At 73.8% G+C, this 20,886-nt stretch carries 14 protein-coding genes; 7 read left to right on the top strand and 7 right to left on the bottom strand.

From position 1 onward, the window contains the following. Positions 1–42 precede the first annotated feature (42 nt). From P3H78_RS01945 to P3H78_RS01935, 3 genes are all read right to left on the bottom strand, one after another. Positions 43–1,701, bottom strand: a complete 1,659-nt coding sequence (locus P3H78_RS01945) for an alkaline phosphatase family protein (RefSeq protein WP_276106944.1) — start codon at positions 1,699–1,701, stop codon at positions 43–45. 1,116 nt (positions 1,702–2,817) lie between these two features. Continuing rightward, a complete protein-coding gene (locus P3H78_RS01940) occupies positions 2,818–4,755 on the bottom strand; it encodes an amylo-alpha-1,6-glucosidase (protein ID WP_276106943.1) in 1,938 nt (645 codons plus the stop codon). Next, a complete protein-coding gene (locus P3H78_RS01935) occupies positions 4,752–6,470 on the bottom strand; it encodes an MGH1-like glycoside hydrolase domain-containing protein (protein ID WP_276106942.1) in 1,719 nt (572 codons plus the stop codon). Before P3H78_RS01935 ends, P3H78_RS01940 begins: the two co-directional genes overlap by 4 nt. A 122-nt stretch (positions 6,471–6,592) precedes the next feature. Between P3H78_RS01935 and P3H78_RS01930 the strand changes: the two genes are divergently transcribed. From P3H78_RS01930 to P3H78_RS01920, 3 genes are all read left to right on the top strand, one after another. Then, complete coding sequence (locus P3H78_RS01930) at positions 6,593–8,059, top strand: ROK family protein (RefSeq protein ID WP_276106941.1); 1,467 nt, start codon at positions 6,593–6,595, stop codon at positions 8,057–8,059. Positions 8,060–8,617: 558 nt separating this feature from the next. After that, positions 8,618–11,365, top strand: coding sequence for a pyruvate, phosphate dikinase (gene ppdK, locus P3H78_RS01925; protein ID WP_438827890.1), 2,748 nt, complete (start codon positions 8,618–8,620; stop codon positions 11,363–11,365). Between the two features lie 320 nt (positions 11,366–11,685). Beyond that, positions 11,686–12,189, top strand: coding sequence for a P-loop nucleotide/nucleoside kinase family protein (locus tag P3H78_RS01920; protein WP_276106940.1), 504 nt, complete (start codon positions 11,686–11,688; stop codon positions 12,187–12,189). Between the two features lie 687 nt (positions 12,190–12,876). Here the strand turns inward: P3H78_RS01920 and P3H78_RS01915 are convergent. From P3H78_RS01915 to P3H78_RS01905, 3 genes are all read right to left on the bottom strand, one after another. Continuing rightward, on the bottom strand, positions 12,877–13,494 hold the full coding sequence (locus tag P3H78_RS01915) for a class F sortase (protein ID WP_276106939.1): 618 nt from the start codon (positions 13,492–13,494) through the stop codon (positions 12,877–12,879). 112 nt (positions 13,495–13,606) lie between these two features. Further along, entirely contained in the window at positions 13,607–14,131 is a 525-nt protein-coding gene (locus P3H78_RS01910; RefSeq protein ID WP_276106938.1) for a GVDTG sorting domain-containing protein, read from the bottom strand. Positions 14,132–14,569: 438 nt separating this feature from the next. Next, entirely contained in the window at positions 14,570–16,213 is a 1,644-nt protein-coding gene (locus tag P3H78_RS01905; RefSeq protein ID WP_276106937.1) for a M4 family metallopeptidase, read from the bottom strand. 131 nt (positions 16,214–16,344) lie between these two features. On the opposite strand from P3H78_RS01905, the gene P3H78_RS01900 reads away from it, so the two are divergent. After that, entirely contained in the window at positions 16,345–16,761 is a 417-nt protein-coding gene (locus P3H78_RS01900) for a gamma-glutamylcyclotransferase family protein (protein ID WP_276106936.1), read from the top strand. Between the two features lie 79 nt (positions 16,762–16,840). Here the strand turns inward: P3H78_RS01900 and P3H78_RS01895 are convergent, their stop codons facing one another. Further along, entirely contained in the window at positions 16,841–17,527 is a 687-nt protein-coding gene (locus P3H78_RS01895; RefSeq protein ID WP_276106935.1) for a SanA/YdcF family protein, read from the bottom strand. Between the two features lie 213 nt (positions 17,528–17,740). Between P3H78_RS01895 and P3H78_RS01890 the strand changes: the two genes are divergently transcribed. The 3 genes from P3H78_RS01890 (at position 17,741) to P3H78_RS01880 (ending at position 20,879) form a co-directional block, all read left to right on the top strand. Next, positions 17,741–17,938 (top strand): hypothetical protein, encoded by a 198-nt coding sequence (locus P3H78_RS01890; RefSeq protein WP_276106934.1) that lies wholly within the window; start codon positions 17,741–17,743, stop codon positions 17,936–17,938. Positions 17,939–18,073: 135 nt separating this feature from the next. Continuing rightward, complete coding sequence (locus P3H78_RS01885; RefSeq protein WP_276106933.1) at positions 18,074–19,459, top strand: deoxyguanosinetriphosphate triphosphohydrolase; 1,386 nt, start codon at positions 18,074–18,076, stop codon at positions 19,457–19,459. A gap of 154 nt (positions 19,460–19,613) precedes the next feature. Then, a complete protein-coding gene (locus tag P3H78_RS01880; protein ID WP_276106932.1) occupies positions 19,614–20,879 on the top strand; it encodes an NAD(P)/FAD-dependent oxidoreductase in 1,266 nt (421 codons plus the stop codon). Positions 20,880–20,886: the final 7 nt, after the last annotated feature.

Here is a 20,886-nt window from a genome sequence, read left to right as displayed (position 1 = left end):
GTCCCGTCGCGGGCGGTGGGGGCCTTCGCCGTCCCGGGCCGGTCAGCCGGTGGACGGGTGCGGGACGGAGCCGTAGGCCGTCAGGAAGCGGTCCCGGAAGGCGCTCATCCTCCACACCGGGGCGTTGTGGGCCGGACGCAGACCATCGGTCCACCCCCAGCCCGAGATCCGGTCGAGCACCTTCGGGTCCTTCGCGACGACGGCGCACGGCACGTCACGGCTGGCGTGGTTGCCGCTGACCCGGGAGATGGGCTGGTGGTCGCCGAGGAAGACCAGCACGGTGTTGTCGTTGCCGTAGCGCTCCAGCCACTGGGTGAGGGCGGTCACCGAGTACTGGATCGACTTGCCGTACTCCTGGCGGGAGCGGGTGGGGTCGGTGATGATGTCGGCGGGCTTGGTTCCGGCCGCCTCGATCCCCTTGAAGACCGAGCCGTCGCCGAGCTGGTCCCAGCCGACCATCCTCGGGATCGGCGCCCAGGGCTGGTGGCTGGACGTCAGGATGACGAAGCCCATCAGCGGCTTGTCGCGCTTCCGGCCGTGCTCCAGCCGCTGGAAGGACTGCAGCGCGTACTGGTCGGGCATGGTCGACCAGCTGAACTTCGGTCCGCGGTAGCCCATCTGGAAGGCGTTGTAGACCTTGTCCAGGCCGTACCACTTCGCCTCGGGCCAGCCCTTCTGCACGCCCGGCATGACACCGACGGTGTCCCAGGCGCCGGTCTTCCTGAAGGCGTCGGTGAGCGTGAGGTGCTGTCCCGCGGTCACCGTGCGGTAGCGGTTCTGGTTGTCGACCCACAGGCCCGACATGAAGGTGGAGTGCCCGAGCCAGCTGCCGCCGCCGTACGTCGCCGAGGTCAGCCAGCCGCTCTTGGCGTGGAAGCCCGCCCTGGCCAGGGCCTGCGTGCTCGTGTCGAGGGTGCGGTCGACGCCGGGCGCCATGATCGGGTCCTCGACGGCGCTGCGGCCGTAGCTCTCGATGAACGTGAAGAGCATGTCCTTGCCGCGCAGGGCGGGCACCAGCTGGCTGCCCGGGGTGTTGCCGAAGGCGTCGGCCTGCGCCGTCCTCGCGAAGGCCTGCTCGTCCCGGATCGTCGAACGCAGCGCCTGCTCGTGGTACTTGAGCATCGTCACCGTGTGCTCGGCGGCCACGGGGACACCGGAGACCTGCACGTTCAGGGTGGCGCAGGTCATCCACAGGGCGCTCACCAGGAGCAGCCCGCGGGTGGAGCGGGCCCGGTTGCGGGCGAGGAAGGTGCCCACGCGGACGGTCGCCAGCGCCATCACGGCGACCACCGCGGCCACCAGCAGGGCCGCGCCGACGGCGGCGAGCAGCGCCGTCGTCGGGCCCAGGGCGTCCGCGAGGTAGGACTGGGCGTCGCCCAGCAGCTGCCAGTCCAGGATGACGTTGAAGCTGCGGCCCAGGTACTGGTTGAACTCGACGTCCGTCAGGTTCAGCACGGTGAGCACGCCGAGCGCCACCCCGCCGAGGGCCGCGACGGCCAGTCGCGGCCGGCGCGGCAGCGCGATCAGCACGGCCGCGCCGAGCAGCGCCTCCACGGGGATGCGGGTGAACTGCGCGAGCTCGAACTGCTCCCGCTTGTTCGGCAGGAGCAGCGCGGCCACGACGACCACGAGGGCCAGCGCCGTGACGGCGAGCGACAGGGCCCGGGCGGCCCGCGGGTTCCCGGCACGCCACCGCCGCACCCGCCACCCCGGCGCCCACACCGGCCCCCGGGGCGGCAGACCGTCCCCGGTGGCGACCCCAGCGTGTTCCGCACCGTCACCACCGTCCCCGGGAGGGGTCTCGGTGCCGTCCGAGGCGTCGCCACCGTCCCTGTCAGCGGTCTCGGCGTGTTGCGCACCGTCACCACCGTCCCCGGGGGCGGTCTCGGTGCCGTCCGAGGCGTCGCCACCGTCCCTGTCAGCGGTCTCGGCGTGTTGCGCACCGTCACCACCGTCCCCGGGGGCGGTCTCGGCGTGTTCCGCACCGTCACCACCGTCGCCGGGAGCGGTCTCGGTGCCGCCCGCGCCTGCCGGACGGTCCGCGCCTGCCGGACGGTCCGCGCCTGCCGGACCGTCGGCGTCTGCCGGACGGTCCGCGTCTGCCGGACGGTCCGCGCCGTCGGCCCCGGCAGTGGTCTCGGCGTCGTCCGGGGCCGCCGTGGCGGTGGTGCCGTCCTGGCCGGGCGTGGCCCTCGCGCCGGTGGTGGGACTCCCGCCGGTGGAGGTCTCCGCGCCGTCCGCGGCCGGTGTGCCTTCGGCGCCGGAAGCGGTCTCGGTCCCGTCCGCGGTGCCCGGGGCGGATGCGGCCGCGGGGGGGTCCTCCGCGCGGGGCCCGGTGGCCGGGGCGCGGTCGGACGTTCCCGCCGGTTCGGAGGAGGCCGTGGGCCCGCCGGGCCCGCCTCGGCCGGACGGTTCGGCGGCGGAGCCGTCGTCGGCGCCCGGGCCGTCCGGCGCGTCCGATGTGCTGGAGGGCTGGGGCGGGGCCGACGGGTCGGACGGGGCCTTCGGCCCCTCGTCCGAGGGCGCGGAGCCGGACTCGTCCGCCCCGCCCGTGCCCGATGACCGGCGTGTACTCGTCTGCTGGGGCACCCCGAAGGTCCTTCCGTGCGCGGCCTGGCCAAGGGGCGGGCCGCGCTGGGGAGGCACGACCCGCCGCCGTCCCGTACGGGCCGCCCGTCCCACCCGTTCACGCAGGTCGGCAAACACCCGGCAAACGGCTCGCCAACCCGCGCCCGGCGGCCCGTCCCGCCCGCCCGGCGGGGACCCGGGCGCGGCCGGACCGAGCCCGGCCCCTGACCGGGACCGGCCGGACCGGTCCTACGCGCCGCCGACCGCGGAGAGCAGTGCCAGCGGAGCCGCCGCCGAACGGGACTCGCGCACGCACGCGTGCGGGTACGGCACCGGCTCGGGGTGGGTGTCGCGGCCGTAGCCCGCGAGGACCTCCGGCAGCCGGTGCCCGGTGGCGGCCGCCGCGTCGACCAGGGTGTGGGCGACCGTGCGCGCCTCGTCGTGCAGACCGTAGCGGGCCAGGCCCAGCGCGATCAGCGCGTTGTCGTGCGGCCACACCGAGCCGCGGTGGTACGACAGCGGGTGGTACGCCGGCTGCCCGGCCGCGAGCGTCCGCACGCCCCAGCCCGAGAAGAAGTCCGGCTCCAGCAGCCTGCGGCCCACCGCCTCCCCGTACTCCTTGTCCAGCAGCCCCGACCACAGCAGGTGCCCGGCGTCGGAGGCGAGTGCGTCCAGCCGGTTGCCCTCGCCGTCCAGGGCGAGCGCCGGGAAGGAGCGGTCGGGCATCCAGAAGTCCCGCTGGAAGCGGTCGCGCAGATCGCCGGCCGCCTGCTGCAGCAGCGCGGCGTACACCTCGTCCTGCCACACCGTGCGCGCGATCCACGCCGTGCGGCGCAGTGCGTCGTACGCGTATCCCTGGGCGCCCGCCGCCGTCACCGGACCGGTGGGCCGGGTGCCGTCGGCGGAGCAGATGGCACCGGGGGAGTCCTTCCAGTTCTGGTTGGCGAGCCCGCCCCGGTCGGCCCGGTAGACGAGATAGCCGCGCGCCGTGAGGCCGCCGTGGTCCAGCATCCAGGCGACGGCGGCGCGTGCGTGCGGCTCCAGGCGCCGGGCCGGTCCGGTGTCCCCGGTCCGCTCCACGTAGGCGCCCAGCAGCACCAGGAACAGCGGGGTGGCGTCGACGGAACCGTAGTACCGCCCGAAGGGCACCTGGCCGAAGTGCGCCAGCTCGCCCTGCCGCACCTCGTGCGCGATCTTGCCGGGCTCGGCGACCGACTCCGGGTCGGCCCGCCGGGCCTGGGTCGCGGCGAGCGCGAGCAGCGTGGCCTCGGCGGGACCGGGCCGGTAGGGGAGGGCGAACAGCGAGGTGAGCAGCGCGTCGCGGCCCAGCAGGGTGAGGAACCAGGGTGCGCCGGCCGCCGGGACGCGCAGGTCCTCGCCGTCCGGGCCGGCCGCCGGGACCTGGAGCGCGGCCAGGTCGGACAGGCCTCGGACGCAGGCCGCCGCCAGCTCCGGCCAGTCGGTGGGGAAGGCGATGCCCTCCACGAACCGGTCCTCGGCCGAGACGCGCTGGTCGTGCACGGCGGACGGCGAACGCGGCACACGCACCGCCCGCCGGTCCCCGTGCGGGCGGGCCATCACCCGCAGCGTCAGCACCGCCGAGGCGTGCGGGGCGAGGTCCAGGGCCCACACCAGGCGGCGGGCGCCGGTGCCGGTCTCCTCCACGGCGTCCGGCGCGGGGTCCGCGGTGACCGTCGTGCAGGACCGCCATTCGGCCCGCCGGTAGCGGAACTCGACGCCGTCGCCGAGGACCTCGCGGGAGCGCACCGCACCGGCCTTGGCGTAGGTGCGGTGGTCGGAGCGCAGCTCGAACTGGTCGGTGAAGTCGGCGTCGGCGGTCACCGCGAGGTGCACCGTCGTCGGCACCGGACGGTTGCTGGTCACCCTCAGGCACTCCACGAACGCGGAGTCCGCGACGGCCTGTTCGCGGAAGAGCGTGTACGCCGGCGGCTCGGTGCGCCCGCCGCGCGGCACCAGTACGCAGCGCGCGGTGTCGCCGTCCGCGACCGGGGTCAGCGTCTCGGGGACCGCCCCGTCGACGGTGAGCTGCCACCGGCTCAGATGCCGGGCGTCGCGCACGAACAGCCCGTCCGGGGAGGGGCCGTGGCGCACGCCGCTGATGTCCCCTCCGTCACCCACGGCGGCGAACGTCGTTCCGTGCACGAGCAGATGATGCCGGTCCGTCATCCCCGGTCCCCTCCCTTGACGTCCTTGGCTGCCTCACTGGTGTCGAACGTGCCCGGGCCCGCGGCGGACACGCCCTGCCCGCAGGGGTCGTGCAGCAGGTCGAGCGCGAGCGCGGCGGTCCAGCCGAAGCCGGGGGCGCCGCGTGCCTCGCCGGTGTACGGGTCGGCGTACTCGGCGAAGCCGGTCGCTCCGGCGGTGTGCAGGACCGCCTCCCGCAGCGCGTCGGCGCTCTCCCGCTCGCCGTGCGCCCGCAGCCCGCGCTCCACCAGCCAGTTCGTGTTGAACCACGCCGGCCCCCGCCAGTAGCGGTGCGGGTCGAAGGACTCGCCGATCAGGTCGTAGCTTGCGACCAGCCGGGTGGCACCGCCCAGTGCGAAGTGCGGCCCGCGCAGGGTGCGCACCAATGCGGCGACGATCCCGGGGGGCAGGCCGGGCAGCAGCAGGGGCACCAGCCCGGAGACCGAGAGCTCGGGCACCAGCCCGGCGCCCGGGGGACCGGTTCCCGGACCGGGCACCTGACGCTCGGGCACCGGAGCGGAGCCGTGACTCCCGGCCCCCGTGCCGGGGACCGGCCGCTCGGGGACCGGACCGGACGGGTGACCCCCGGCCACCGGATCGGAGGCGTGACCCCGGTCCACCGGATCGGAGGCGTGACCCCGTGTCACCGGACCGGAGGCGTGACCCCGTGTCACCGGACCGGAGACACGCAGCCCGGCTGCCGGACCGGGGACCGGTCGCTCCGGCGCCTGTGCCGGGGCGCGCAGGTCCCGGCACAGGAAGATGCCCCGTGCCGGGTCCCAGAGCCGCTCGACCAGCGCGGCGGTGAGCCGTTCGGCGCGCGCGTGCCGGGCCGTGCCCGCCGCGCCCAGCTCCCGGGCGATGCGCGCCAGCGCGTGCTCGGAGGCGGCGAGCAGCGCGTTGAAGGCCGGGTCCTCCACCGCGAAGGCGCCCGCGCCGCCGCCGGGGCCGTCCCGGTAGCCGCCGTCGCGGTAGTCCGCCGCGAGCCGCACGTAGCGCCCGTAGTCCAGGTCGGTGGGCCGGTCCTCGGGGGAGCCGTGGTCGAGGTCGGCGCGGCGGAAGGAGCGGGCCGGCGCCGGGGCGACCCGGGCGAGCGGCACGTCCCAGCAGGGGCTGTTGTCCATGCCCTGCTCCCACGGGTGGACCACGGCCGCGAGCCCGCCGCCGCCGAGGTCCCGGTGGTGCAGCAGATAGCGGTGCCAGGCCGCGAGGCGCGGGTGGACGCGGGCGAGGAAGCCGCGGGCCCGGGACAGCCGGGGGTCGGCGCAGTGCACCAGCCAGGCGGCCAGCGCGTGCACCGGCGGCTGCACCAGTCCCGAGGTCTCGACCGCGGCCGGGGCGCCCGGGGCACGCCCGGCCGTCGAGGAGCGCCAGAAGTCGGGGCTCGGGAAGTACGCCCCGAGGGGCACGGAGGGGTTGAAGACGATGTGCGGGATCCGCCCGTCGGCCCACTGGGCGGCCAGCAGCGTCTCCAGCTCGGTCTGGGCCCGTAACGGCGACAGGTGCCGCAGGCCGACGGCGATGAACGCCGAGTCCCAGGACCACTGGTGCGGGTACAGGCCGCGCGAGGGGACCGTCGACCGGCCCGTCCAACTGTCCGCCAGCACCCGTGCGGCCGCCGCGTGCAGAGCGCCGTGCGCCCGCGGAGGATCGCAGGCAGGGGCGGAGTGGGCGGTGCGGTGGGCGGTGCGTTCCACTCGGGGCTCCCCGAAGAGACGTCCGGCTCGACCGGGCCGGTCGTGGCTGCCGTAGGGTTACGTCTATTTAACACGCACAACTCACTATGTAATGCAGACTTGATGAACACAAGGGGGTGCGTATGACGGGACGGAGCACCGGCCGGAGCGCGGAGCGGGGCGGCGCGCCGGGCAGCGCACGCGGCACCGGTCCGGCCACCGCACGGGACACCGCTCCGGCGGGCGCCGGGCCCGCCGGGCAGGACCGCGCAGGCGGCACCGGGGACACCGGGCAGGACCGCGCAGGCGGCCCTCGGGCCACCGTGCGGGCCACCGAGCGCGACACGGCTCCGGTCGGCGCCCGCGGCACCGGTCCCGCCGCGGAGACCGGCTCCGCTCCCGCCGCCGACCCCGGCGGCGGGCGGGCCCGGACCGGCGCCGGCGACCTGCTCGCCCTGGTGCGCAGCGGCCGTGCCGTCACCCGCGGCGCCCTCCAGCAGGCCACCGGGCTGTCCCGGGCCACCGTCGGCCAGCGCCTGGACCGGCTGTTCCGCGCCGGCTGGCTGCGCGAGGGAGCCGTCGGGCCGGTCGGCTCGCCGCTCGGCGGCCGCCCGTCCGTCACCCTCGAGTTCGACGACACCCACGCCGTCGTCCTCGCCGCCGAGCTCGACACCCGGCACGCGCGCGCCGCGGTCCTCTCGCTCGGTGGCGAGGTGCTCGCCGAGCACACCGGGGCGCTGCTCGTCGAGGACGGCCCGGAGGTGGTGCTCGGCCTGCTCGGGGCGTGGTTCGCCGGCCTGCTGCCCGCGGCGGGGCGCCGGGCGGAGGAGGTGTGCGGCATCGGACTGGCGGTGCCGGGCCCGGTCGACGGCGCGACGGGCCGTGTGGTGCAGCCGCCGATCATGCCGGACTGGGACGGCTACGACATACGGGGCCGCCTCGGCCGCGCCTTCACCGAGCACACCGGCGCGGACCCGGTCCCGGTGCTCGTCGACAACGACGCCAATCTGATGGCGTACGGCGAGCAGCGCACCGGCCACCCGGACTGCTCCGCCTTCGTCCTGGTCAAGGTGTCCACCGGGATCGGTGCCGGCGTGGTGGTGGACGGCGCGCTCTACCGGGGCGTCGACGGGGGAGCGGGGGACATCGGGCACATCCGGGTGGGCGCGGACGCGCTGTGCCGGTGCGGGTCGCGCGGGTGCCTGGCGGCGGTGGCGAGCGGGGGTGCCGTGGCGGCGCGGCTGGCCGAGTCCGGGGTGCCGGCGGCCTCCGGCTCCGACGTGCGGGACCTGCTGGCGGCGGGGCATCCGCAGGCGGCGGCGCTCGCGCGCGAGGCGGGCCGGGCGGTCGGCGACGTGCTGGCCACCGTCGTCACCCTGCTCAACCCCGGGGTGCTGATGATCGCGGGCGACCTGGCGGGGACGGCGTTCCTCACCGGGGTGCGCGAGCTGCTGTACCAGCGGGCGCTGCCGCGCTCCACGGCCCACCTGGAGGTGCTGACCTCGCGGCTGGGCGAGCGGGCCGGTCTGGTGGGCGCGGGCGCGCTGGTGGTGGAGCACCTCTACGCGCCCGGGCGGGTGGAGGAGCGGCTGCGAGCGCTCGGCCTGTGACGTGCGGGGAGCCGCGTACCCGGATGTCCCCCGGGAGCACCTCCCGGAGGATCGACGGGGAGCACCTCCCGGGCTCGGCCGAGGGTCTCTCCCGGGCTCGGCCGAGAGTCTCTCCCGGGGTCGGCCGAGGGTCCGTCCCGGGCTCGGCCGAGGATCCCTCCCGGGTGTCCGCGGGCGGGCCCGCATGGTGACATCGCGGCCGCTGTGACAGCGTGATTCTCGCCACCCCTGATCGGGGGTGCGCTCAGATGAGCGGATCATGGGCGACTGCACTTCTCCAAGGGGTGGCACTCAGTGCCACGCTTTGATCGTTCATCGATCGAACTCACTCGTGTCGAGATCCGCTCAAACGAGCGCCTGGACGCCTTCGGAAGGCATCCTGCGTTCAAGAAGTGAAAACATCCGGCCCTGACGACTTGCCAAGCTTTGACTTTCGATCCGCTGGCGGACGGGTGGTTACAGACGTATGACGCGCAAGTGGACCTCCCCATGAGCCTTCGATCTGGGTATGTTCCTGGCCGTCAGGGCAGCCACCGCGTCCTCGAGGAGTCGAGACCCGTGTCGGAAAACAAAGATCTTCAGGCGACCGAACACGGCGCCGGCGTTGAGGGCGTGAAGTTCGTCTACGACTTCACCGAGGGCAACAAGGACCTCAAGGACCTCCTCGGCGGCAAGGGCGCCAACCTCGCCGAGATGACCAACCTCGGTCTGCCCGTCCCGCCGGGTTTCACCATCACCACCGAGGCCTGCAAGGTCTACCTCGACAGCGGCGAGGAGCCGACGGCGCTGCGTGACGAGGTGAGCGCGCACCTCGACGCGCTCGAGCAGCGCATGGGCAAGAAGCTCGGCCAGTCCGACGACCCGCTGCTGGTCTCCGTGCGCTCCGGCGCGAAGTTCTCCATGCCGGGCATGATGGACACCGTCCTGAACATCGGCCTCTCCGACAAGTCGGTGCAGGGCCTGGCCAAGCAGGCCGGCGACGACCGCTTCGCGTGGGACTCCTACCGCCGCCTGATCCAGATGTTCGGCAAGACCGTCCTCGGCGTCGACGGCGAGCTCTTCGAGGACGCGCTGGACAAGGCCAAGGAGGCCAAGAAGGTCACGGTCGACACCGAGCTGGACGCCGCCGACCTCAAGAAGCTCGTCACCCGCTTCAAGAAGATCGTCAAGACCGAGGCCGGCCGGGACTTCCCGCAGGACCCGCGCGAGCAGATGGACCTCGCCATCAAGGCGGTCTTCGACTCCTGGAACGGCGAGCGCGCCAAGCTCTACCGCCGCCAGGAGCGCATCCCGCACGACCTCGGCACCGCCGTCAACGTCTGCTCGATGGTCTTCGGCAACCTCGGCCCCGACTCGGGCACCGGCGTCGCCTTCACCCGCGACCCGGCCTCCGGCCACCAGGGCGTCTACGGCGACTACCTGCAGAACGCCCAGGGCGAGGACGTCGTGGCGGGCATCCGCAACACCGTCCCGCTCGCGGAGCTGGAGCAGATCGACAAGCAGTCGTACGACCAGCTCATGCAGATCATGGAGACCCTGGAGAACCACTACAAGGATCTCTGCGACATCGAGTTCACCATCGAGCGCGGCAAGCTGTGGATGCTGCAGACCCGCGTCGGCAAGCGCACCGCCGGTGCCGCCTTCCGTATCGCCACGCAGCTGGTGGACCAGGGCCTGATCGACGAGGCCGAGGCGCTCCAGCGGGTCAGCGGCGCCCAGCTCGCCCAGCTGATGTTCCCGCGGTTCGACGAGGACGCGAAGGTCGCCCAGGTCGGCCGGGGCATCGCGGCCTCGCCGGGCGCGGCCGTCGGCAAGGCGGTCTTCGACTCCTACACCGCCGTGAAGTGGTCCCGCTCGGGTGAGAAGGTCATCCTGGTCCGCCGCGAGACCAACCCCGACGACCTGGACGGCATGATCGCCGCGGAGGGCATCCTGACCTCCCGCGGCGGCAAGACCTCGCACGCGGCCGTGGTGGCCCGCGGCATGGGCAAGACCTGCGTCTGCGGCGCGGAGGAGCTCGAGGTCGACACCAAGCGCCGCCGGATGACGGTGCCGGGCGGGCACGTCGTCGAGGAGGGCGACGTCATCTCCATCGACGGCTCCTCCGGCAAGGTCTACCTGGGCGAGGTACCCGTCGTACCGTCCCCGGTCGTGGAGTACTTCGAGGGCCGGATGCACCCGGGCGCCGACGACGCCGACGAACTGGTCGAGGCGGTCCACCGGATGATGGCCTTCGCCGACCGCAAGCGCCGCCTGCGGGTCCGCGCCAACGCCGACAACGCCGAGGACGCGCTGCGCGCCCGCCGCTTCGGCGCCCAGGGCATCGGCCTGTGCCGCACCGAGCACATGTTCCTCGGCGACCGGCGCGAGATGGTGGAGCGCCTGATCCTGGCGGACACCGAGACCGAGCGCGAGGAGTCCCTGAAGCAGCTGCTGCCGCTGCAGAAGCGCGACTTCGTGGAGCTGTTCGAGGCGATGGACGGCCTGCCGGTCACCGTCCGCCTGCTCGACCCGCCGCTGCACGAGTTCCTGCCCGACATCACCGAGCTGTCGGTCCGCGTGGCGCTCGCGGAGTCCCGCCAGGAGCCGCACGAGAACGAGCTGCGCCTGCTCCAGGCGGTGCACCGGCTGCACGAGCAGAACCCGATGCTGGGCCTGCGCGGTGTGCGCCTCGGCCTGGTGGTCCCCGGCCTGTTCACGATGCAGGTCCGCGCCATCGCGGAGGCGGCCGCCGAGCGCAAGGCCGCCAAGGGCGACCCGCGCGCCGAGATCATGATCCCGCTCGTCGGCACCGTCCAGGAGCTGGAGATCGTCCGCGAGGAGGCCGACCAGGTCATCGCCGAGGTCGAGGCGGCGACCGGCACCCGGCTCAAGCTCGCCATCGGCACGATGATCGAGCTGCCCCGGGCCGCGCTGACCGCCGGTCAGATCGCGGAGGCTGCGCAGTTCTTCTCCTTCGGCACCAACGACCTGACGCAGACGGTCTGGGGCTTCAGCCGCGACGACGTCGAGGCGAGCTTCTTCACCGCGTACCTGGAGAAGGGCATCTTCGGCGTCAGCCCCTTCGAGACGATCGACCGGGACGGCGTCGGCTCCCTGGTGAAACTGGCCGCCGAGGCCGGCCGCGCCACCCGCCCCGACCTCAAGCTCGGCGTCTGCGGCGAGCACGGCGGCGACCCGGAGTCCGTCCACTTCTTCCACGAGGTGGGTCTCGACTACGTCTCCTGCTCGCCCTTCCGCATCCCGGTCGCCCGGCTGGAGGCGGGCCGCGCGGCGGTGAGCGCCGAGGGCAGCGACCACCGGTAGAGCCCCGGAGTCCTCGTCGCGGTCCCCGACCCTCATGACCGATCGCGACGAGGACTCCGGCACACGAGGAGGGGCGGCACCCTGTGCGGGGGTGCCGCCCCTCCCTGCATCATCCGCGGGGACTGCCAAGCTACGTCGCTGACCAGGCGAAATGGTGTTTGCTGGCGTTGGCTGTCGTTGGGCCAGTCGGAAGCCGTTGTGCCCTCGTTGTGCCCTCTGGTGTGCCCAGTGCTCTGACCACATGGGTTGGCCGGGTTGGGCTTCAGCGGGCTCGCTGCTGGCCACTGAAGTCGGCGCGTCCTCGGTATTAACCTGGCGCGGTGACGCAGCGATTGAGCACAGTGGTGCTGATGTGTGGTCTTCCGGGAGCGGGCAAGACCACCTACGCGATGGATCTGGTGCGACGCGGTTACGTTCGTCTGTCGATCGACGAGGTGGTCTGGCAGCGACTCGGGCGGCGTGACGCCGGCCTGGTGCTGGAAGCGGAGGCGTTCGACCAGCTCAAGGAGGAGGTCCGCCGCGAGCAGCGGCGGCAACTGGTCGAGCTGATGCTGGCCGGGCGCGATGTGGTGGTGGACTACAGCTTCTGGAGTCGTGCCGCCCGTGATGATTACAAGGCGCTGATCGAGAAGCACGGCGGCCGCTGGGAACTGATCCATCTCAAGGCTGATCGGACGACGCTGGAATGTCGCCTTGAAGCACGGAACGACGAGGAGGGTCCCAACTCCGTCACCGTGGACGAGACCCTGTTCAGCCGCTACTTGACCAAGTTCGAGGACCCGGACGGAGAGGGTGAGCAGGTCGTCATGCAGCCCTCGACTTGAGGACCTGAAGCCGTTCAGTGGAGACGGGACGACCTCCCCAGCGGATGCCTTACTCGCAGCGGTTGCGGGCGCGCTCGCGCCGCTGGGCGGGCTCTCCCGTACCCCCGGCAGGATTCGAACCTGCGACACCCGTTTCAGGTGTGGCCGAGCACCATGTGCCGGGCCACAGCACACGCACCCCAGGCGGAGACCGTGCCGACCGCTACGACCAGCAGCCGTAACCAGCGCGGACGTTCCCGCAGCCGAACTCCGAAGACCGCTGGACCCCGAGACTCCGCCACACCCGTGCGGATACCCCCGAACGGGCCATGCGTGTTCGACCTCCCCGCCGCTTGAAGCCGCCGCCTCACCCGACGCCGGCTCGGCAACCTGCTCGTGCAGGTCGGCGACGTCGCCGCCGACACCGGGACAGCACGAGCGCATCGCATGAGCCACCGCATTCCGCCCGAGAGCCGAGGGACCGTCCAGCACCGCCCCGAGCCGGGACGAGGCCGCGGCGTGGAGCGATGTGCCCTGAGAGTGCCCTCGGGAGGCGGCGGATCCCGAGTGCCCTGGGCAAGGGCTTGGTCGTGCACCCGGTGCGGGGGCCGCTCTCCTGCGTCATCTGCGGCGACTGCCGAGCCGTGTCGCTGACCAGGCTGAACGGCGTTTGCGGGCAGTGGTCGCCGCTGCCGTGCGGACGCCGGGTCAGGCCGCGCCGGTGAGGTGGGCGAACACGACCACGTTGCCCTGGTAGCCGGTGGCCTTCGAGTAGCCGCCGCCGCAGGTGATGACCCGCAGCTCGGGCCGTTTCGCGGCGCCGTACACCTTGTCGTCGGGGAAGTCCTTCGCCTGGTACACCTCGACCGCGTCCACGGTGAAGCGGGCGACGCGGCCGTCCCGCCGGTCCACCTCGATGGCGCTGCCCCGCTTCAGTGCGCCGAGGTCGTAGAAGACGGCCGGTCCCTCCGCGTTGTCGACGTGCCCGGCGACGATCGCGGTGCCGGTCTCGCCGGGGGTGGTGCCGGCCTCGTACCAGCCGGCGAGGTTCTTCTGGCCGGCCGGCGGGACGTCGAGGCTGCCCGCCGCGGTCAGGCCGAGTCCGGTCAGCGGGGCGTTCACCCGGATCGAGGGGATGCGGATGCGGTCCGGCGGGGACGGCGGCAGCGCGGGTGCCGCGAGCGCCTCCTCACCGGGGTCGGGCCGGCCCTCCGTGACGGAGGGCTGCGGTGGGGCGTGCGCCCCGGTGCCGTGCAGCAGCCAGGCACCGGAGCAGAGGGCGGCCGCGGTGACGCTTGCTATGAGGGTGTTGCCGATCCTGGCCATGCGAACCCCTTCCCGGACTCGATGTCCCCGCCGCCTCCGGGCCGCGAGGGGCGTCGGGCCCGGAGGGGGGAGGGACCAGCGGTCCCGGCGGACGGACAGCGGAGGCCGCCCGTCAGATCCCGTCGCCTCGTGCCCGGCGATGCAGGAGCCAGGTACCGCCCGCGGCGGCGACGGCGAGAGCCGCCACGCCGGCCGCGGACTGCACGGGGTCGGGGCCCAGAGCGCCGCCGACCCCGGTCTTCACGCTGCCCCGCGGCAGCATCGCCTGCCCGCGCGAGGCGTTCAGGGCCACCACCAGGTCGCCCTTGACCTCCCGGCCGCCCTCGGCGCACTCCACGACGATCTCGTACGTCCCCGGCTGCGCGCTCTCCGGCACCCGGAACTGCCCGATCGCGTCGCCCTCGTGCGCGCTGGGCGCCATGGTGAAGGGCCCGGCGCCCACCGCGCTGGCGTCGCCGGCCGCGGTGGCCCGGTCCCCGCACGCCTTGGTGTTCACGGAGACCTGCCCGCCCGGTTCCACCGAGGACGGGAACACCTCCAGGCCGGCACCCTCCGCGGCGTACGCGGAGACGGCCGGGCCGCTCAGGGCGACCACGGTGAGCGCGGCCCCGGCCAGCAGACGGGCGGTTCGTCGCATCGGTGCTCCTCCGGGCTCTGCGGTGGGCCGCGGCCCGCGGCATGCCCATGTGCCGCTGCGTCGGTCGCGCCCCTGCACCTTCGAGGTAAGGGGCTCGACGGCCGGCGCGCTTCCCGAGCACCCGTCAGAAAGCGGGTGAACGGGTGTCAGGAGTACCGCCCTCCGGGTCACCTGTCCGACATTTGGGCAGGTCACGGCCCCGAGACTGACGCCCCGTCGAGAAATCCGGGAGCCAGGGGGTGAAACGGGTGACCCCGGCGCGCTGCGGGCACCCCCGGGCCCCGGGCCGCCCGGGGGCCCCGACGGCCGCTCCCCGGCCCAGCGCCGCCGGGAGCGCCCGAGCCCCGCCGCACGCCGAAGGCCGGCCCCACGGGGGGACCGGCCTCCTGCGAACCGAGCAGAGCGGTACGGAACCGAACGATGCCGTGCCGTGCCGGATCAGGACACGTTGACCGCGCTCCAGGCCGCGGCCACCGCGTTGTACTCGGTGCTGCCGGCGCCGTAGAGGTCCTTCGCCGCGCTCAGGGTCGCCGTGCGCGCGCCCGCGTATTTCGTGGACGACGTCATGTAGACCGTCAGGGCGCGGTACCAGATCTGCCCGAGCTTGTCCCGCCCGATGCCGGTGACCGTGGAGCCGTTGCAGGTCGGGGAGTCGTAGCCGACGCCGTTGATGGTCTTCGCGCCGCTGCCCTCCGCCAGCAGGTAGGCGAAGTGGTTCGCGACGCCCGAGGAGTAGTGCACGTCGAGGTTTCCGACCGAACTGCTCCAGCAGTCGGCCGAGTTGCCGTCCTTGGAGGGCTTGTCCATGTACCGCAGCGCGGACTTGCCGAAGCCGGAGCGGACGATCTTCTCGCCGATGAGGTAGTCACCGGGGTCGGACGGGTTGTTCGCGTACCACTCCACCAGCGTGCCGAAGATGTCCGACGTGGCCTCGTTCAGGCCGCCCGACTCACCGGAGTAGGTCAGCGCCGCCGTCTTCGACGTCACGCCGTGCGACATCTCGTGGCCCGCCACGTCCAGCGCCACCAGCGGCCCGAACGTGGTGCCGTCGCCGTCGCCGTACGTCATGCAGAAGCAGTTGTCGTCCCAGAAGGCGTTGTTGTAGTTGTTGCCGTAGTGGACGCGGTTGTACGAGCCCTTGCCGTCCCCGCCGATGCCGTTGCGACCGTGGACGTTCTTGTAGTAGTCCCAGGTCATGTTGGTGCCGTACTGGGCGTCGACCGCGGCCGACGAGCGGTCCGCCGTGGTGCCCGAGCCCCAGTGGTTGTCGGAGTCGGTGAACAGTGTCGAGGGTGCCCGGCTCAGGCAGACGCTGCCGAAGCACGTGTCGGTCTTGTTGGCGGCGTCACCGGTGTAGGTGTTGCCGCGCGTCGGGTCCTTGAGCTGGTAGGTCGACCCCGACTGCGTGGTCTCGAGCGGAACCGTGCCGCTGTAGAGCGACTGGCCGTCGCCGGTCGCCGTCTCGATGCTGTCCCAGGCGTCGATCTGCGTGCCGGTGCGGGCGTCGGTGAGGACCGTCCGGGCGACCGGGTTGCCGAGCGAGTCCTGTGCGACCGCGTTGGTGCGCCAGGCGAGCTTGGGGGCGCCGTGCAGGGCGTCGACGACGAGCTGCGGCTTGGCGGTGATCCTGTGCAGGGTCTCGCCGAGGTTGGCGGCGCGCAGCGCGTTGACCGCGAGGTCGGCGGCCTTCGGGGCGGACAGCGAGGGCGTGACGTTCGCCAGCGAGATCCGGTTGCGGACGGCGCGGTCGGCGCTGCGGTAGCTGCCGTTCGGTGCCAGGTGGACGACGAAGTCACCGCCAAGCACGGGGAGTTGCTTGTAGGTGCGGTCGTAGCGGACGTGCTGGGTGCCGTCCTTGTCGACGATCACGTCCCGTACGGCGGTACCCTGGCCGGCCGTGATGCCGATGGACGCCGCATGGTCGAGGAGCGCCGTCGCGGCGTTCTCGATCGCTCCGGCCCTGGTGGGTCTGCCGTCGGCGTGGGCGGCGGGGGAGAGCGCTGCGGCCAGCAGGGTGGCGGCGGTGGCGGCTATGCCGGCCGTGGCGAGGCGCGTGCCTCGGATGTGCCGTGTCCGACTCATCGGTCTCCTTGAGCGCAGGCGCCCTCGGGCGCGTGGGGATGGCGCTGATGTCGCTCTGAGATTTAAGAGTCCATGACATGTCATGTCCATAGGGTCCGCAGGGGGTTGTGTGAGGGGAGAGAATCGTTTCTGTGACCCTCCCCTTCTTCGTCTACGGCACCCTCCGCCCCGGGCGCGTCAACCACGGCCTGTTCCTGCGCGGCCGCACCGGTGCCGAGGAGCCCGGCCGGCTGACCGGCGCCGTGCTCTACGAGGGCCCCGGCTACCCCTACGCCGTGGAGGAACGGGAGGGCGTCGTGCACGGCGACCTGGTCACCGCGCGGCCGGGGACGTACCGCGAACTCCTGGCCGTATTGGACCGGTTGGAGGAGTACGTCCCCGGGGACCCGCGCAACCTGTACGAGCGGGTGGCCCGGGACGTCCACCGGGACACGGGCGGCCCGCCGGTGCGCGCCTGGGTCTACGTCGCAGCCGCCCCGGTCGCCGACCGGCTGCGGGCCCGCGGCGAGCGGATCCCCGACGGGCGCTGGCCCTCCCCGCGCCCGTAGCACCACCGGGGCCGGACCTCCCCTCCGTGCGCGCACCGCGCCGCGGAGGGAGTGCGGCGGGGCGACCGCGGACGCCGTGTCAGCGGGCGCCCGCCAGAGCCCGGTCGACGCCCGTCTCCCGCGGGCCCAGGAACGTCGGGTCGGGGTGGAACACCGCGTCCAGCGCCGCCTTGGCGGCCGCGAACACCTCCCGGGTGCCGCCGTAGTACCAGGTCGCGTCGTTCTTCTCCTCCACACCGACGCCCCAGGAGTCCACACCGGCCGCGTCGCACAGCGCGACCGCCCGCCGGATGTGGAAGCCCTGGCTGACCAGCACCGCGCGGTGCACCCCGAAGATCTTCCGGGCGCGCACGCAGGAGTCCCAGGTGTCGAAGCCGGCGTAGTCCGTCACGACCCGCGCGGCCGGGACGCCGTGCCGGGTCAGGTAGGCGCGCATCGCGTCCGGCTCGTCGTAGTCCCTGCGGCTGTTGTCGCCGGTGACCAGCAGGACCTTCACACGGCCCGCCCGGTAGAGCGCGGCCGCCGCGTCCAGGCGGTGCGCCAGGTAGGGCGACGGCTCGCCGTTCCACAGTCCGGCGCCGAACACGACCGCGACGTCGGTGCGCGGCGCGTCCGCCGTGCCGCGCAGCCGGCCGCCGGTCGCCGTCCACATCCACGTCGCCGGGAGCAGCGCCAGCACGCAGCCCGCCGCCACGGCCCGCACCAGCCGCCGCTGCCCGGCACGCGTGCGCGGCAGCCGCGGTCGCATCCGCTTCGGTCGACGCATCGGACGGTCTCCTCCCGTGGCCCCCGGCGGGCCTCCGATCATGGAGGACGCGCCGCGCCCCGGGCCGGTTCGCCGCCCGTGTACCACCCCGGCAACGGCCGCCGCCCCGTTGGCCGTTGACGTGGGCCGCGCACCCGCCGGGTGAAGCCCCCGTCCGGCCATCCGTCACGGCGCCGCAACGGCGATGCAACCTGCCGCGGGCAGGATCGCCGTATGACAGCCCCGAAACCCTCCCGCGACGAGTCCGGCCCGCCCCGGGACGACGGCTCCCCGTCCGGCGGCGCCCGCCTCGACAGCACGGCGCACATCCTGCACAGCATCGGCAGCGAACTCGCCGGCCGGCTCAGCCGCATCCCGCCCGCCGGACGGCACCGGCCCGGCCCGCCCGCCGGGCGCCCGGCGGGAGCCTGACGGCGGGAGCCCGACGACGGGACCCGGCGCACGGCAGCCGCCACCCGCGCGACGCGGCCGCCGCCGGCGCCCGCCGGACGCGTCCGTACGGACACCGACGCCCCGAATGTCACCGCCTGCGCTTACTGTCGAGGCATGGAAGGCACCGCCCCCGAGGCCCCGCAGACGTACCGGAACTCCCTGCAGGCGCACCAGAACCAGGTGCCGCCCTCCGGCTACGCGGTCGCGGCCGTCGAGCGCTGGGACCCGGAACCGGACAAACGGCCGGGGCGCACCGCCTTCCAGCGCGACCGCGCCCGCGTCCTGCACTCCGCCGCCCTGCGCCGGCTGGCCGGCAAGACGCAGGTGGTCACCCCGCTGGAGCTCCCGCGGATCCTCGGCGCCCGGAGCGGCGAGGGACACCCGGTGCAGTCGTGGGACGCCAGCCCCCGCACCCGGCTCACCCATTCGCTGGAGTGCGCCCAGGTCGGCCGGGAGCTCGGCGCCGCCCTCGGCTGCGACCCCGACCTGGTGGAGGCCGCCTGCCTCTCCCACGACCTCGGCCACCCGCCCTTCGGGCACAACGGCGAGCAGGCGCTCAACGAGTTCGCGCACGACTGCGGCGGCTTCGAGGGCAACGCCCAGTCGCTGCGGCTGCTCACCCGTATCGAGCCCAAGCGGTTCGTGCCCGGCCCCGGCTCCGGCGCCCCCGTCAGCGTCGGCCTCAACCTCACCCGCGCCGCCCTCGACGCGGCCACGAAGTACCCCTGGCCGCGCGGCGCCCACCCCACCGACCCGGCTTCGGTGAAGTTCGGCGTCTACGAGGACGACCGGCCCGTCTTCGACTGGGTCCGCAAGGACGCCCCGGGCACCCGCACCTGCTTCGAGGCCCAGGTCATGGACTGGTCGGACGACGTCGCCTACTCCGTCCACGACGTGGAGGACGGCCTGCACGCCGGCCACATCGACCCCCGCTGCCTGCACTCCGAGCCGGAGCGGCAGGCCGTCTTCACGGTCGCCGCCGGACGGTACGTGCCCGCCGGCACCGACCCCGCGGAGCTCGCCGAGGCCCTCGACCGCCTCCTCGCCCAGGAGTGGTGGCCGCACGGGTACGACGGCACGGCGGTCGCCCAGGCCCGTCTGAAGGACGCCACCAGCCAGCTCATCGGCCGGTTCTGCCTCGCCGCCGAGGGTGCCACCCGCCAGGCGTACGGCAGCGGCCGCCTCACCCGGTACGGCGCCGAGCTCGTCGTCCCGCACGGCACCCGGATGGAGTGCGCGGTCCTCAAGGCCGTCGCCGACCGGTTCGTCATGCAGCGCGCCGAGCAGGAGCGGATCCGCGCCGACCAGCGGATCGTGGTCGCCGAGCTGGCCGAGGCCGTCACCGCGCACGCGCCCCTGGCACTCGATCCCCAGTTCCGCGCCCTGTTCGACGCGGCCCCCGACGACCGGGCGCGCAAGCGGGTCGTGGTCGACCAGGTCGCGTCGCTCACCGACACCGCGGCCGCCTCGCTTCACGCCCGCCTGACGGGGCACATATGACAGGGGCGGGGGACCCGCTGCGACGCACGGGACCCGTGTGATCCAGGAGGTCCCCAGGTGACCCTCCGTGGCCTGATCGGGTCACTCCCTCTTCCCGCATCACGCTCCGTGCGGGACGCTCGCATGTGGCGGCACCCTTACGAGGAGGCATCAAGTGGTCGACGCGGATCAGACATTCGTCATCGTCGGTGGCGGTCTCGCCGGCGCGAAGGCGGCGGAGACCCTCCGCACGGAGGGTTTCAGCGGCCGGGTGATCCTCATCTGCGACGAACGCGACCACCCCTACGAACGCCCGCCGCTGTCCAAGGGCTACCTGCTCGGCAAGGAGGAGCGCGACAGCGTCTTCGTGCACGAACCGGCCTGGTACGCGCGCAACGACGTGGAGCTGCACCTCGGCCAGACGGTCGTGGCGATCGACCGCGCCGCGAAGACGGTCCACTACGGCGACGACGGCACCCTCGTCCACTACGACAAGCTGCTGCTCGCGCCCGGCGCGGAGCCGCGCCGCCTGGAGATCCCCGGCACCGGGCTCGCCGGCGTCCACCACCTGCGCCGCCTCGCCCACGCCGAGCGGCTCAAGGGCGTCCTGGCCCACCTCGGCCGGGACAACGGCCACCTCGTGATCGCGGGCGCCGGCTGGATCGGCCTGGAGGTCGCCGCCGCGGCCCGCGAGTACGGTGCCGAGGTCACCGTCGTCGAGCCCGAGCCGACCCCGCTGCACGGCGTCCTCGGCCCCGAGCTGGGGGGACTCTTCGCGGAGCTGCACAGCGAGCACGGCGTCCGCTTCCACTTCGGTGCCCGGCTCACCGAGATCGTCGGGCAGGACGGCATGGTCCTCGCCGTCCGCACCGACGACGGCGAGGAGCACCCCTGCCACGACGTGCTCGCCGCGATCGGCGCCGCGCCCCGCACCGCCCTCGCGGAGGCCGCGGGACTGGAGACGGCAGACCGCGCCCACGGCGGCGGCATCGCCGTCGACGACCGGCTGCGCACCTCCGACCCCGACATCTACGCCGCCGGCGACGCCGTGTCCTTCCCGCACCCGCTCTTCGGCACCCGGCTGCGGGTGGAGCACTGGGCCAACGCGCTCAACGGCGGCCCCGCGGCCGCACGCGCCATGCTGGGCCGGGACGTCGCCTACGACCGCGTGCCGTACTTCTTCTCCGACCAGTACGACCTCGGCATGGAGCACTCCGGCTGGGCGCCCCCGGGCGCGTACGACGAGGTGGTGATCCGCGGGGACGCCGGGAAGCGCGAGTTCATCGCCTTCTGGGTGAAGGAGGGCCGGGTCCTCGCCGGGATGAACGTCAATGTGTGGGACGTCACAGAGACCGTGCAGCAGCTGATCCGCGCCAAGGCGCCCGTGGACACCGAGGCGCTCGCCGACCCGCACGTCCCGCTGGAGAGCCTGGTCCCGTAGCGCGGGG

The organism is Streptomyces tropicalis, from assembly GCF_029269835.1.
GTDB classification, from domain to species: domain Bacteria; phylum Actinomycetota; class Actinomycetes; order Streptomycetales; family Streptomycetaceae; genus Streptomyces; species Streptomyces tropicalis.
This window is presented reverse-complemented; position numbering and strand designations above follow the sequence as displayed.